The 12,700-nt window shown below is 76.5% G+C and carries 10 protein-coding genes; all 10 read left to right on the top strand.

Annotated elements, in window-relative coordinates; genetic code table 11:
• Positions 1-31: 31 nt before the first annotated feature.
• From ACLQ2V_RS22115 to ACLQ2V_RS22070, 10 genes are read left to right on the top strand one after another with little or no spacing between them, the layout of a single operon-like run.
• Positions 32-1,780 carry an acyl-CoA dehydrogenase family protein gene (locus ACLQ2V_RS22115; RefSeq protein ID WP_425720498.1) on the top strand — a complete coding sequence of 583 codons (1,749 nt, stop codon included), beginning with the start codon at positions 32-34 and terminating at the stop codon, positions 1,778-1,780.
• Positions 1,777-3,474 (top strand): acyl-CoA dehydrogenase, encoded by a 1,698-nt coding sequence (locus ACLQ2V_RS22110; protein WP_425720463.1) that lies wholly within the window; start codon positions 1,777-1,779, stop codon positions 3,472-3,474. The genes ACLQ2V_RS22115 and ACLQ2V_RS22110 overlap by 4 nt, the downstream gene beginning before the upstream one ends.
• 44 nt (positions 3,475-3,518) lie before the next feature.
• On the top strand, positions 3,519-3,791 hold the full coding sequence (locus tag ACLQ2V_RS22105) for an acyl carrier protein (protein WP_425720462.1): 273 nt from the start codon (positions 3,519-3,521) through the stop codon (positions 3,789-3,791).
• Positions 3,788-6,748 (top strand): type I polyketide synthase, encoded by a 2,961-nt coding sequence (locus ACLQ2V_RS22100; protein WP_425720461.1) that lies wholly within the window; start codon positions 3,788-3,790, stop codon positions 6,746-6,748. The genes ACLQ2V_RS22105 and ACLQ2V_RS22100 overlap by 4 nt, the downstream gene beginning before the upstream one ends.
• Positions 6,741-7,763, top strand: a complete 1,023-nt coding sequence (locus ACLQ2V_RS22095) for a 3-oxoacyl-ACP synthase III family protein (protein WP_425720460.1) — start codon at positions 6,741-6,743, stop codon at positions 7,761-7,763. Before ACLQ2V_RS22100 ends, ACLQ2V_RS22095 begins: the two co-directional genes overlap by 8 nt.
• Positions 7,760-9,658, top strand: coding sequence for an HAD-IIIC family phosphatase (locus ACLQ2V_RS22090; RefSeq protein ID WP_425720459.1), 1,899 nt, complete (start codon positions 7,760-7,762; stop codon positions 9,656-9,658). Before ACLQ2V_RS22095 ends, ACLQ2V_RS22090 begins: the two co-directional genes overlap by 4 nt.
• Positions 9,655-9,885, top strand: coding sequence for an acyl carrier protein (locus ACLQ2V_RS22085; protein WP_425720458.1), 231 nt, complete (start codon positions 9,655-9,657; stop codon positions 9,883-9,885). The genes ACLQ2V_RS22090 and ACLQ2V_RS22085 overlap by 4 nt, the downstream gene beginning before the upstream one ends.
• Positions 9,878-10,675 carry a 2-oxo acid dehydrogenase subunit E2 gene (locus tag ACLQ2V_RS22080; protein WP_425720457.1) on the top strand — a complete coding sequence of 266 codons (798 nt, stop codon included), beginning with the start codon at positions 9,878-9,880 and terminating at the stop codon, positions 10,673-10,675. The genes ACLQ2V_RS22085 and ACLQ2V_RS22080 overlap by 8 nt, the downstream gene beginning before the upstream one ends.
• Positions 10,629-11,414: a 4'-phosphopantetheinyl transferase family protein gene (locus tag ACLQ2V_RS22075; protein ID WP_425720456.1), complete on the top strand. Its 786-nt coding sequence runs from the start codon at positions 10,629-10,631 to the stop codon at positions 11,412-11,414. The genes ACLQ2V_RS22080 and ACLQ2V_RS22075 overlap by 47 nt, the downstream gene beginning before the upstream one ends.
• A complete protein-coding gene (locus ACLQ2V_RS22070) occupies positions 11,411-12,664 on the top strand; it encodes an FAD-dependent oxidoreductase (protein ID WP_425720455.1) in 1,254 nt (417 codons plus the stop codon). The genes ACLQ2V_RS22075 and ACLQ2V_RS22070 overlap by 4 nt, the downstream gene beginning before the upstream one ends.
• The last annotated feature ends 36 nt before the right edge of the window (positions 12,665-12,700 follow it).

Below are 12,700 nucleotides of genomic sequence, written 5' to 3'. Positions count from 1 at the left end.
CTACGTGGAGTCGACGCCGCGCGTGGACGCGATGCCCTACGTGGAGTCGACGCCGCGCGAAGGGCGGGGGCGGGCCGTGGAGCGGCTGGAGGCCCACCTCGGCGACCCGACGGACCCGGCGGTGACCTTCTCCTACGCCCGCTGCGCCGACCTCGACCGCGCCGAACGCTTCCCCGCCGACATCTGCCGCCAGCTCGACGAGTGGGGACTGCAGCGCTGGTACGTCCCGAGTCGGCTCGGCGGCGCGCTCGACGACCACACCGAGGCGGTCGAGCTGATGCGGGCGGTCGCCCGCCGCGACCTCACCGTGGCCGTCGCGCACGGCAAGACCTACCTCGGCGGGGTGCCCGCGTGGATCACCCCGCCGACGCCACGGATCGGGCGACTCGCGCGGCAGGTCCTCGACGCGGCGCCGGTCTCGCTGGCGCTGACCGAGCCGGAGCGCGGCAGCGATCTGCTCGCCGGCGAACTGCGCGCCGAGCCCGTACCGCAGGGGCACCGGTTGACCGGGACGAAGTGGCTGGTGAACAACGCCACCCGAGGGCGGGTGCTCACCGTGCTGGCCCGCTCCCGGCCCGAGGGCGGCCCACGCGGGTTCGACCTGTTCCTGGTCGACAAGGGCGAGCTGACCGCCGACGCGTACGACCCGCTGCCCAAGGTGCGCACGTACGGCATCCGGGGCGCCGACATCAGCGGCGTGCGCCTCACCGGGGCGGTGGTCGGGCCCGACGCGCGGCTCGGCCCGGCCGGCACCGGGGTGGAGACCCTGCTCAAGGCCCTGCAACTGACCCGGACGATGTGCGCGGCGCTCTCCCTCGGCGCCGGTGAGCACGCGCTGGGGCTGGCCGTCGACTTCGCCGCCGAGCGGTCGCCCCAGGGGCGGCGGTTGCTGGGGCTGCCGACGGCGCGGGCGGTCCTCGCCGACGCGTACGCCGACCATTTGCTGGGCGAGGCGCTCGCCCTGACCGCGACCCGGGCGGTGCACCTGTTCCCCGACGAGCTGAGCGTGCTCTCGGCGGTGGTGAAGTACCTGCTGCCCACCCGGACCGACGCGACGATCGGCGCGTTGGGCCGGTTCCTCGGGGCCCGCTCGCTGCTCGACGGGGTCTTCGCCGAGGGGCGGTTCCAGAAGCTGCAACGCGACCACCGGATCGTCGGGATCTTCGACGGCAACACGCTGGTGAACCTCAACGGGCTGATCAACGAGTTCCCGACGCTGGTGCGGCGGGCCCGCCGGGAGCCGGACGACGCCGCGTTGGCGGCGCTCTTCGACGTGGGTCGCCCCGTGCCGGCGTTCGACCCGGCCCGGCTGACGCTGGTCTCGCGGCACGGCAGCAGCGTGCTGGCCGCCCTGCCGGGGCTGGTGCGGCGGCTGACCCGGCTCGGCGGGCGAGACCCCGAGCTCGCCGCCGTCGTCGAGCTGGCCCGGCAGCTCCAGGCCCGCACCGACGCGCTGCTGACCGCGATGGCCGGGCACCGACCGGTCCGGGTGACCGTGCCGAGGTCGGCCTTCCAGCTCGCCGAGCGGCTCGCGCTGCACGTCGCGGCCGCCGCCGCCGTCGGGGTCTGGCTGCACAGTTACCACCGGTACGAACACGGCCCGGCCGGCCCGCTGTGGCGCGACGGGCGCTGGCTGGGGGCGGTGCTACGGCGAGTCCTGGCCGTCGAGCGGTGCCCGCGCACCGACGAGGTGCTGCTGGACGTGCTGACCGGGCAGCACGGGCAGGGGTGGTCGCTGTCCCTGCTGCCGCACCGCACCGCGCGGGGCGGCGGCTCGTGACCGCGCCGTACGCGCCCGAGCGGGACCTCGAACGGCTGCTCGGCGACCCGTTCGACGAGGCGAACCCGCTGGGCTTCGGGCCGCTGCTGGCCGCCGACGAGCGGGCCGAGCTGCTGGCCGCCGGCGAGTCCGCCCTGGAGCGCTGGGGCTGCAACGGGTGGTTCGTCCCCCGGGCGCTCGGCGGGCGGTGGGCCGAGACCGACGCGGTGGGCCGGGCGCTGCGGCCGGTCTTCCGCCGCGACGGCGCCCTCGGCCTGGGGTACGGCGTCACGTCGTTGATGGCGGCCGTGCCCGTCTGGGTGGCCGGGGACGCCGGGCAACGCCGCCGGGCGGCCGACGACCTGCTGGCCGGGCACCGGCTCGCGGTGGCCTTCCACGAGCTGGCGCACGGCAACGACCTGCTGCGCAACGAGTTGCGGGCCCGGCCGGCGGGGGACCGGTGGGTGCTCGACGGCACCAAGGAAGTGATCAACAACGTCGATCGGGCCCGGTCGGTGCTGCTCTTCGCGCGCACCCGGGACGCCGCCGGGCCGCGCAGCCACTCCATCCTGGCCGCCGACCTGGCCGACCTGCCCGCGGCCGCCGTGCGCCAGCTACCCCGGTACGCCTCGTCCGGGGTGCGCGGCTGCCGGCTGGGCGGCATCGAGCTGACCGGCTGCCCGGTCCCGGCGGGGAACCTGATCGGCGCGGAGGGCACCGGCGGGGAGACCGCGCTGCGCGCGTTCCAGCTGACCCGGGTGCTGCTGCCGTCGATGGCGCTCGGGGTGCTCGACGCCGCCCTGCACGTCACGGCCCGCTTCGCCGCCGGCCGCCGGTTGTACGGCCACCGGGTCGCCGACCTGCCGCACGCGCGCGGCACCCTCGCGGCGGCCTTCGTCGACCTGCTGGTGGCCGACTGCCTGGTCACCGCCGTGGCGCGCGGGCTGCACCTGGCGCCCCGGCACGCCGCCGCGCCGGCCGCCGCGACGAAGTACCTGGTGCCCCGGCTGCTCGGCGAGGCGATGGACGAGCTCTCGGTGCTCCTCGGCGCGAGCTTCTACCTGCGTGAGGGCCCGTACGCCGCGTTCGGGAAGTTCCACCGTGACCTGCCGGCGCTCGGCGTCGGTCACGCCGGGCCGACCGCCTGCCTGCTCACCGTCGTCCCGCAACTGCCGCTGCTGGCCCGCCGCGCCTGGCGAGGCGTCCCCGCGCCCCCGGAACTGTTCGACCCGACCGCGCCCCTGCCCGACCTGGACCTCACCGCGCTCTCCGTGGCGGGCACCGGCCGCGACGTGCTGATCTCGGCGCTGCTGGCCGCCGCCGAGGACCCACCGCACGACGCGCCGGGGGTGACCGCCCGGATCCGCGGGCTCGCCGCCGAGGTGCGCCGGCTCGCCCGCGACTGCGCGGCGCTGCCGCCGGCCGAACGTGGCCCCCTCGCCGGGCCGGCCACCTTCGACCTGGCCCACCGGTACGCCCTCCTGCTGGCCGCGGCGGCCTGCGTCGGTACGTGGCGGGCGCGCCGGGGCGACCCGGCCGCCGGCCTGCTGGCCGGCGACGAATGGATCGAGGCGGCGCTGGCCCGGCTGGCCGCCCGCTGCGGCGGCGACCCGGTGCTGCCCGAGGCCGTCGCCGAGCCGCTCTTCGCCGAGCTGTCCCGGCGGGTCGACGGGCGGCTCTCCTGCGACCTGCGACCCATCCCGATCTTCGGCTGACCGGGCCGGCGACCCCACCGACGAGCGTCAACCACGGAGGACACATGAGCGCCAACACCCAGACCACCCCGGCGGACGTCCGGCAGTGGCTGGTCGGCCGGATCGCCGACTACCTCGGCGTGCCGGCCGGTGAGCTGGACGTGCAAGCGCCGCTGGCCGAGCTGGGTCTGGACTCCGTCTACGCCCTGGCCCTCTCCGGCGACGTCGAGGACACCTTCGGCATCCCCGTGGAGCCCACCCTGGCCTGGGACTATCCGACGATCGACCGGCTCGCCGGGGGGATCGTCGAGGCGGCCCGGACGACAGCGGCGTCATGACCGGCGACATCGCCGTGGTCGGGCTCGACGGCCGGTTCCCCGGGGCGGCCGACCCGGCGGCGTTCTGGGACCTGCTGATGCGCGGCGGGGACGCCCTCACCGAGGTGCCCGCCGACCGTTGGCCCCGGGCCGACTTCTACGACCCGGCGGGCGGGCCCGGCCGGACGAACACCACCGTCGGCGGGTTCCTCACCGACGCCGACGCCTTCGACCACGAGTTCTTCGGGATCGCCCCCCGGGAGGCGGCGGCGATGGACCCGCAGCAGCGGCTGATGCTGCAGAGCGCCTGGCGGGCCTTCGAGGACGCCGGACTCGACCCGCGCCGGCAGGCCGGCACCGACACCGGCGTCTTCGTGGGCGTGATGAGCAACGAGTGGGCGCAGCTCACCATGACCGACTACGACCGGGTCACCCCGCACCGGGGCACCGGCAACGGCTACTGCATGATCGCCAACCGGATCTCGTACCACCTGGACCTGCGGGGGCCGAGCTGGGCCGTGGACAGCGCCTGCTCCTCGTCGCTGGTCGCCGCCCACCAGGCCTGCGTCGCCCTGCGGGCCGGCGAGTGCGACCAGGCCCTCGTCGGCGGCGTCAACGTGGTGCTGACCCCGGCGCTGAACATCTTCTACGCCCAGGCCGGGCTCTCCGCGCCCGACGGGCAGTGCCGCCCGTTCAGCCGCGACGCCCGGGGCATCGTGCGGGGCGAGGCCGTCGCCGCGCTGGTGCTGCGCCGGTTGGACGACGCGGTCGCCGCCGGCCTGCCGGTGTACGCGGTGATCCGGGGCAGCGCGGTCAACTCCGACGGCCGCAGCAACGGCCTCACCGCCCCGAACCGCTGGGCGCAGCAGGCGGTCATCGCCGAGGCGTACCGGCGGGCCGGGGTCGCGGCGCGCGACGTGGTGGCGGTGGAGGGGCACGGCACCGGCACGGTCCTCGGCGACCTGGTGGAGGTCAACGCGCTGGGCGGGGTGCACGGCGTGCCCCGGGAGGCGCCCTGCGCGCTGGGCTCGGTCAAGGGCAACATCGGTCACGTCGAGGGCGCGGCCGGGGTCGCCGCCCTGCTGAAGATGGTGCTCGCGCTGCACCACGGCGTCGTCCCGGCGAGCCGGCACGCCCGGACCGAGAACCCGGACCTGCGGCTGGCCGAGAAGGGCCTGCGGCTGCTCACCGCGCCGCTGCGGCTGCGGGGCCGGGCCTCGGTCGTCGGCGTGAGCGGCTTCGGCCTCGGCGGGACCAACGCGCACCTGGTCCTCGGCTCCGCGCCGGTGCCCGCCGCGCCCGTCACCCCGGCCGCACCGCCCGTGCCCGGGGTGCTGACCGTGTCGGCGGACGGGCCGGAGGGGCTGCGGCGGGCCGCCGGCCTGCTCGCCCGGGACGTCGCGGGCACACCGCCCCGGCTGCTCGGCCAGCTCTGCTGGAGCAGCAACGCGGTGAAGTCCAGCGGCCGGCACCGGCTCGCCTTCGTCCCGGCCGACCAGCAGGACGCGGTGCGGCGGCTGCGGGCCGTCGCCGCCGACTCCGACGACGCGCTCGTCGGCCGGGCCCGGACCACCCGTTCGATCGGCTGGCTGGTCACCGGGCAGGGCGTGCAGCACCCGGGGATGACCGGCGCGCTCTACGCGGCCAGCGGCGCGTACCGGCGGGCGCTGCACGAGGCCGACGACGCGCTCGCCCCGCTGCTCGGCGCGTCGGTGCTCGGCGCCGTCCGGGACCGGACGGCGGGCCCGGTCCCACCGGAGCTGACCCAGCCGGCGTTGTTCGCGGTCGGCTACGCGCTGGGCCGGGTGCTCGACGACCTCGGCGCGCACCCGGACTGGTTGCTCGGCCACAGCCTGGGCGAGTTCGCCGTCGCCGTGCACGCGGGGGCGTTGACCCTGGCCGGCGCGGCCCGGCTGGTCACCCTCCGGTCCCGGCTGCTGGCCCGGCTGCGCTGCGGCGGCGCGATGCTGGCCGCGCGCTGCCCGGTGGAGACCGTCGCGCCGCTGCTGGCCGCCGAGCCGCTGGTCGACCTGGCCGCGCTGAACGGGCCCCGCGACGTGGTCTGCTCCGGTGACCCGGCGGGCCTGCGCCGGGTCGCCGAGGCGCTGCGCGGGCAGCGGGTGGCCGTGCGCCGGCTCGACGTGCCGTACGCCCTGCACTCCCCGCTGATGGAACCGATCCTCGACGAGTTCGCCCGGGGCGCGGCCGACGTCGACGTCCGTCCGGCCCGCCGCCCGGTCTACTCCGGCCTGCGGGGCCGGCTGCTCGGGCCGGACGAGCTGATGGACGCGGCGTACTGGACCGCGCACCTGCGCGAGCCCGTCCGCTTCGCCGATGCGGCCACGGCGGCCCTCGCCGCCGCGCCCAGCCACCTGGTGGAGGTGGGGCCCCGGCGGGTGTTGTCGCCGCTGCTGCGGGCGCTGCCGGCGGGCCGGGCCGTGCCCACGCTCAGCGCCTGCCCCGGCCCCGACGCCACCGGCGCGGAGCTGTGGGAGCTGACCGCCCGGCTGCACCGCGACGGTCTCGACCCGGACTGGGCGGTGCTCTACGAACCGGAGCAGCGGGTGCTGCGGCGGCTGAGCCCGTACCCCTTCTCCACCGCCGCCCGGTTCTGGATCGGCGCCTCCGGCGCGGCGGGCCGGCCGACGCACCCGGTGCCGGAGCCGGCGCACCTGCGGCCGCTGCCGGCGGCGCGGCCCGCCGGGCCGCCCGGCGACCACCTCGACGACGAGGTGCTCGACCTGGTCGCCGAGGTCTGCGGCTACCCCCGGCACCAGGTGGCGCGCGACGCCTCGCTACACGAAGGGCTCGGCTACGACTCGATCATGGTGGTCCAGCTCAAGGAGCGCATCGAGGCGCGCTGGGGGATCCCGGTCGACGTGCGGGAGTTGCTGACCGAGGTGAGCACCCCCGGCCACCTGGTCGACCACCTGCGGGCCCGGGCCGTGCTCGCGGATCGGAAGGGACACCATGGCTGAACCGACCGTCCACGTCACCGGGGTCGGCACGGCGTTGCCCGGGCCGCCGGTGGACAACGCCACCCTCGCCGACCGGCTCGGCCTGGACGCCCGCTGGATCGACACGTTCATCGGCACCCGGACCCGGCACTTCGCGGTGGACCTGGCCAGCGGCCAGCAGGTGGCCACCCTCGCCGACCTCGCCGAAGCGGCGGCCGCCGAGGCGATGCGGCGGGCCGACGTGATCGCCACCGAGATCGACTTCGTGGTGCTGGCCACCGCCTCGCCCGACGAGCTGATGCCGGCCACCGTCAACCGGGTCGCCGACCTGCTCGGCGTGGACCGGGTCCCGACGTACCAGCTCCAGTCCGGCTGCGCGGGCGCCGTGCAGGCGCTGGACGTGGGCCGGCTGCTGCTCGGCCGGGCGGAGCACCGCACCGGGCTGGTGATCGGCGGCGACGTGTGCGCCCGCCACCTGCGGCTGGACCGGGACTTCCGCCGGGCGCCCTCGGCGGAGCTGGTCAACTACGTGCTCTTCGGCGACGGGGCCGGCGCGGCGGTGCTCAGCGCCGACGACCGCCCCGGCGCGCCTGCCCTGCGCGAGGTGCGCCACCAGGTCACCGGCCTGCGCCAGCCGCCGGGGCAGGTCGTCCGCTGGTTCGGCGAGGCCGACCGGGGCACCGAGGTCCGGGGCTTCGAGGAGGACTACAAGGCCATCGAGGAGCGCGTGCCGGACCTGGCCGAGCAGGCGCTGTGGCAGCTGCTGGACGCCACCGGCTGGCGGCCGGAGGACCTCACGTACCTGCTGCCGCCGCAGCTGTCGGGGCGGATGACCCGGCTCATCGCCGAGCGGCTGGGCGTACCGGACGCCGAGGAGATCAGCTGCGTCGAGGAGACCGGCAACAACGGCAACGCCCTGCCCTTCCTGCAACTGGAGCGGCTCGTCGGCCGGATGCGCGGCGGCGAGCGGGCGGTCGCGGTCTGCGTCGAGGCCAGCAAGTGGATCATGGGCGGGTTCGCCCTGGAGGGACGGTGACCGCCCCCGCCGGAACCCTGGCCGGCCACGCCTGGGCCCAGCTGCGCCGCATCCGCGACGCCGGCCGGCTGGTGGCGGACTTCCCGCAGGTCTGCGCCCTGGTCGGCGCCCTCGACGAGGAGCACCGGAGCCGAGCCGGGCGGCTGCTGGCCGGCTGCGACCCGGCCGAGGTCACCGCCGCGCACCCGCCGATCCCGGCGGTGACCGTGGCGGTCACCGGCAACGGCGCCTGCGCGCCGCTCGTCGCGCCGCTGGTGGCCGAGTTCGCCCGGCACCGCCTCGCGGTCCGCGTCGTCGGCGCCGCCCACGGCCAGTACGTCGCCGACCTCGCCGACCCGCAGGGGCCGCTCCTCGCCGCCCGGCCCGAGCTGACGGTGTGCCTGCTCGACGCCGACGTCGTCGCCGACGAACTCGGCGTCGGCTGGACCGTCGACGACTGCGCCCGGGTGCTGGACACGGTCCTGGACCGGATCACCGGGCTGGCCCGCCAGCACGACGAGCGCACCGGCGCGACGCTGGTGCTGCACACCGTGCCGCTGCCGGCCTGGCTGGCCCGCCAGCTCGTCGACCACCGGTCCCGGGCCCGGCTGGGTGTGGTGTGGCGGCAGTTCAACGCCGCCCTGCTCGCCCTCGCCGTCGACCTGCGCCGCTGCGTGGTCGTGGACCTGGACACCTGCCTGACCGACGGCACGCCGCTGGACGACCCGCGGCTGCGCGCGTACGCCCGGACCGGCTTCTCCGAGCCGCTCTTCGGCCGGCTCGCCGCCGAGGTGGGACACGTCGCCAAGGCGCTGCGCGGGCACGGCCGCAAGTGCCTGGTGCTGGACCTCGACGGCACCCTGTGGGGCGGCGTGCTCGGCGACGACGGCCCGGAGGGCATCGAGCTCGGTGGCACCGGCCGGGGTGCGGCGTTCCGCCGGTTCCAGCAGGTCCTCGCCCAGTTGGGCCGGCAGGGTGTGCTGCTGGCGGTGTGCAGCAAGAACGACCCCCAGCAGGTGCGGGCGGTGCTGCGCGAGCACCCGGACCTGCTGCTGCGGGCGGAGGACCTGGTGGCGGTGGCGGCCGGCTGGGGCCCGAAGAGCGAAGCGCTGGCGGAGCTGGCCCGCACCCTCGACATCGGCGTGGAGAGCCTCGTCCTCGTCGACGACAGCGCCTTCGAGTGCGGGCAGGTCCGCCACGCGCTGCCCGAGGTCGCCGTGGTGCCGCTGGACGGCGAGCCGGCGCGGCACCCGGGCCGGCTGCTGGCCGAGGACTGGTTCGCCACGCTGCGGCTGACCGACGACGACCACGACCGGCCCCACCGCTACCGGGCCGAGGCCCGCCGCCGGGAGCTGCGCGACGGGCACGACACGCTGCGCGACTACCTGCGGGAGCTGGAGCTGCGGGTCGAGGTCGCCCGCCCGCACGAGCGGGAGCTGAGCCGGGTGGCCCAGCTCACCCAGCGCGCCAACCAGTTCCACCTCAACACCCGGCGGATGGACGACGACGCCGTACGCGAGCACTGGCGTGACCCGGACGCCGTGCTCTGGGTGATCCGCGCGGCCGACCGGTTCGGCGACGCCGGCCTGGTCGGCGCGGTGTTCGGCCGGCACCGGCCGCCCGGCCTGCTGGTGCTGGAGAACATGCTGCTCAGCTGCCGGGTCTTCGGCCGCGACATCGAGACCGCGGCCCTGCGGGCGGTGCTGGCCGACGCCCGCGAGCGAGGGCTGACCGGCGTGCTGGGCCACTACCGGCCCAGCCCGCGCAACGGCCGCTTCGCCGACTTCTACCGGCGGCACGGCTTCGCCCCGGTGGCACCCGACGACGATGTCGCCCGGTTCCACCACGACCTGACGGTGCTGCCGGAGCCCGTGGCGCACCTGCGGACGACCTCACACCTGGCGGGAGCAGCATGATCACGCAAGCGGAGTTCCTCGACCTGCTCGACGACGAGTTGGGGCTCGACTACACCCCGGCGGACCTGGACCGGGACGTCGACGAGCTGCCCCGGTGGGATTCGGTCTACCTGTGGCGGCTGCTCACCGCCCTGGAGGCGCGGACCGGCCGGCCGCTGCCGTTCGACCGGCTGCTGACCACCCGTACCCTCGACGGGCTGCGGAAGCTGGCGGCCGACGATGCCTGAGCCCGGCCGGCTGCCCGCCCAACGGCGGCACACGCTCTACTTCCTGCGCTGGAGCAGGGCCGTCGCGCCGGTGTTCCTCGACACCGAGGTGGACATGACCCGGGTGCTGGCCCACCGGGAGCGGGCCGCCGCGCAGGGCCGGCGGATCTCCGTGCTCAGCTACGTCGTCCGGTCGGCCTGCGAGGTGCTGGCCCGCCACCCGGCCTGCAACGCGGTGGTCGGCGGTGGGCTCGTGCCACGGGTCCACCACGTCGACGAGGTACGGCCGAAGATCGCCATGGACCGCACCGTGGCCGGAGCGCGGGTCGTGCTCTCCGCCGTGCTGCCCGACCAGCGGGGCGTCGGCCTGGACGACCTGCAGGCCGCGCTGGACCGGCTGCGGGACACCCCCGCCGAGCACCTGCCCGAGCTGCGGGGCACCCTGCTGCTGCACCGGCTTCCCGCCCCGCTGGGCTGGCCGGCGTTCCGCGCGACGGTGGCCCGGCTGTCCCGCCGGCCGGCGCTGCTCGGCACGGTCGCGGTCTCCTCCCTCGGCCACCGGGCGGTGGACGGCTTCCACGCCGTCGGCGGCACCACCTGCACCCTCAACCTGGGCCGGGTACGGCCCGTCCCGGTGGTGCGCGACGGCGCGGTGGTGGTGGCGCCGGTGCTGCGGCTGAACCTGGCCTTCGACCACCGGGTCGTCGACGGGGCCGAGGCGGCGGACGTGCTGACCGAGATCAAGCAGAGCCTGGAGGACGGCGATGTCCCGGCACGGTTGCCCGCCGCTGCTGCGTCGCTACCGCGCTGACGGCGGCCCGGCCCTGGCCACGGCGCTGCGCGGTGCGGACGCCGTCGTGGTGCACGCCCGGGTGGCGCACTGGCGCCCGCGCCCCGGGGACGGCCACGACTGGGCGGCGGTGCTCGGCGACGAGGCGGCCCGGCTGGACCGGTTGCCCGACGAGCCCGGCCGCAACCGGCTCGCCGCCTCCCGGCTGCTGCTCAAGCACCTGGTCGGGGCGGCGACCGGCCGGGCGGCCGAGGCGATCCGGCTCGCTCGTGGCCCGTCGGGCCGCCCCTACCCGGTGGGGCACCCGGTCGACGTCAACCTCAGCCACACCGGTGACGTCCTGCTCGTGGGGCTCAGCACCCGGGGGCGCATCGGCGTCGACATCGAGCGGGCCGACCGGTGGCTCGGCGGTCCCGGCGCGCTGCGCCGGCTCTGCTCCGACCGCGAGCGGGCCGCCCTCGCCGGCCTGCGCGGCGCGGCGCTCGACCGCCGTCTCGTCGGACTCTGGACGATGAAGGAGGCGTGCGCCAAGGCGTTGGGCGTGGGCCTGGCCCTCGACCTGCGATCGCTGTCGTTCGACCTCGACCGGCGGGCCGGCGGGACGCCGGCCCACGACCTGCCCGGTGGCCCGGCCGCCTGGTCGGTCACCCCGCTGCCGGTGGGCGCCGCGCACGTCGCCGCGGTCGCCCGCTGGCACGCACCGCCCGCCGAGCTTGCGCCGGGGGCGCACCCATCCCGACATGGAAGGTTCACCTCATGACCGAGACCATCACGACGGACGTCTGCGTCGTGGGCGGCGGCCCGGCGGGGTTGACCTTCGCCCTCGCCCTGGCCGCGCGGGGCCACCAGGTGGTCGTGCTGGAGAAGAACCGCTCCTTCGAGCGGTCGTTCCGGGGTGAGTCGATCGCGCCCGACTCGGTGTGGCTGCTGGAGCAGTTGGGCGTGCTCGACGCGCTGCGCCGGCAGCGCATCCTCGACGTGCGGCAGATGGAGCTGCGCGACGCCGGCGCGACGGTGCTGCGGGTCGACTTCCGCACGCTGGCCCAGCCGGCCCGGCTGCCGGTGGAGGTGCCGCAGCCGATGCTGCTCGGCACGCTGACCGAGGCCGCCGAGCGGCATCCGGGCTTCACCCTGCTCCGGCAGGCCGCCGCGACCGGGCTGGTGGTCGCCGACGGCCGGGTGCGCGGGGTGGACGCGACGACCGAGCGGGGGCCGCTGCGGGTACGCGCCCGGCTCACCGTCGGCGCCGACGGCCGGTACAGCAAGGTCCGCGACTGGGCCGGCCTGCCGTACCGGAAGCTCCCGCTGGGCCGCGACTTCCTCTGGTTCGTCGCGCCCTGCCCAGCGGTCTGGACCAACGACACCTACCGCATCCGGATCAGCGGCAACCAGCACGCCATGTGCATCCCGACGTATCCCGACCTGGTGCGGGTGGGCTTCAACATCCCGAAGAACGGGCTGCGTCAGCTGCGCGCCCAGGGCATCGGCGCGCTGCACGCCCGCATCGACGAGCTGGCGCCGGAGCTCTCCGACGCGGTGCGCGAGGCCGTGCCCGGCTGGTCGCAGACCGCCCTGCTGGAGATCTTCACCGGCGTGGTGCCGCGCTGGGGCGTGCCCGGCCTGGCCCTGCTCGGCGACGCCGCCCACACGCTGACGCCGGTGCTGGCCCAGGGCATCAACCACGCCATCATCGACGGGATCACGTTCGCCAGGATGGTCGGCCACGCGCTCACCGGCACCAGCGTGGACGAGCGGCTCGACGAGGCGACCGCCGGCTTCCAGCGGATGCGTAAGCCCTCGGTCGACCGGGCCCGGGGGTTGCAGCTGCGCCAGGAGAAGCTCTTCGCCCTGGCCAGCGCGCCCGCGCAGGCGTTGCGCCGCACGGTGTACCGCCTCGTCGACCACACCCCGCCGCTGAAGCGCCGGATCTGGACCGGGCTCTACCAGACGCCGATCGGCGGGACCGACGGCCCCGACGTGCCCGCGGCGGGGCTGCACCCGGCCCATTGACCGGGCCCGTGCCACCATCGCAGCGAGCAGGACCGA

Source organism: Micromonospora sp. DT233, assembly GCF_049841815.1.
Classification (GTDB): domain Bacteria; phylum Actinomycetota; class Actinomycetes; order Mycobacteriales; family Micromonosporaceae; genus Micromonospora.
The sequence above is the reverse complement of the archived record's forward strand: the minus strand, read 5'-3'. Positions and strand labels throughout refer to the sequence as shown.

Coding starts and splice junctions, on each gene's coding strand:
- ACLQ2V_RS22070 (WP_425720455.1), top strand. CDS start 11,411: ATGACCGAGACCATCACGACGGACGTCTGCGTCGTGGGCGGCGGCCCG.
- ACLQ2V_RS22105 (WP_425720462.1), top strand. CDS start 3,519: ATGAGCGCCAACACCCAGACCACCCCGGCGGACGTCCGGCAGTGGCTG.
- ACLQ2V_RS22100 (WP_425720461.1), top strand. CDS start 3,788: ATGACCGGCGACATCGCCGTGGTCGGGCTCGACGGCCGGTTCCCCGGG.
- ACLQ2V_RS22115 (WP_425720498.1), top strand. CDS start 32: ATGCCCTACGTGGAGTCGACGCCGCGCGAAGGGCGGGGGCGGGCCGTG.
- ACLQ2V_RS22075 (WP_425720456.1), top strand. CDS start 10,629: ATGTCCCGGCACGGTTGCCCGCCGCTGCTGCGTCGCTACCGCGCTGAC.
- ACLQ2V_RS22095 (WP_425720460.1), top strand. CDS start 6,741: ATGGCTGAACCGACCGTCCACGTCACCGGGGTCGGCACGGCGTTGCCC.
- ACLQ2V_RS22085 (WP_425720458.1), top strand. CDS start 9,655: ATGATCACGCAAGCGGAGTTCCTCGACCTGCTCGACGACGAGTTGGGG.
- ACLQ2V_RS22080 (WP_425720457.1), top strand. CDS start 9,878: ATGCCTGAGCCCGGCCGGCTGCCCGCCCAACGGCGGCACACGCTCTAC.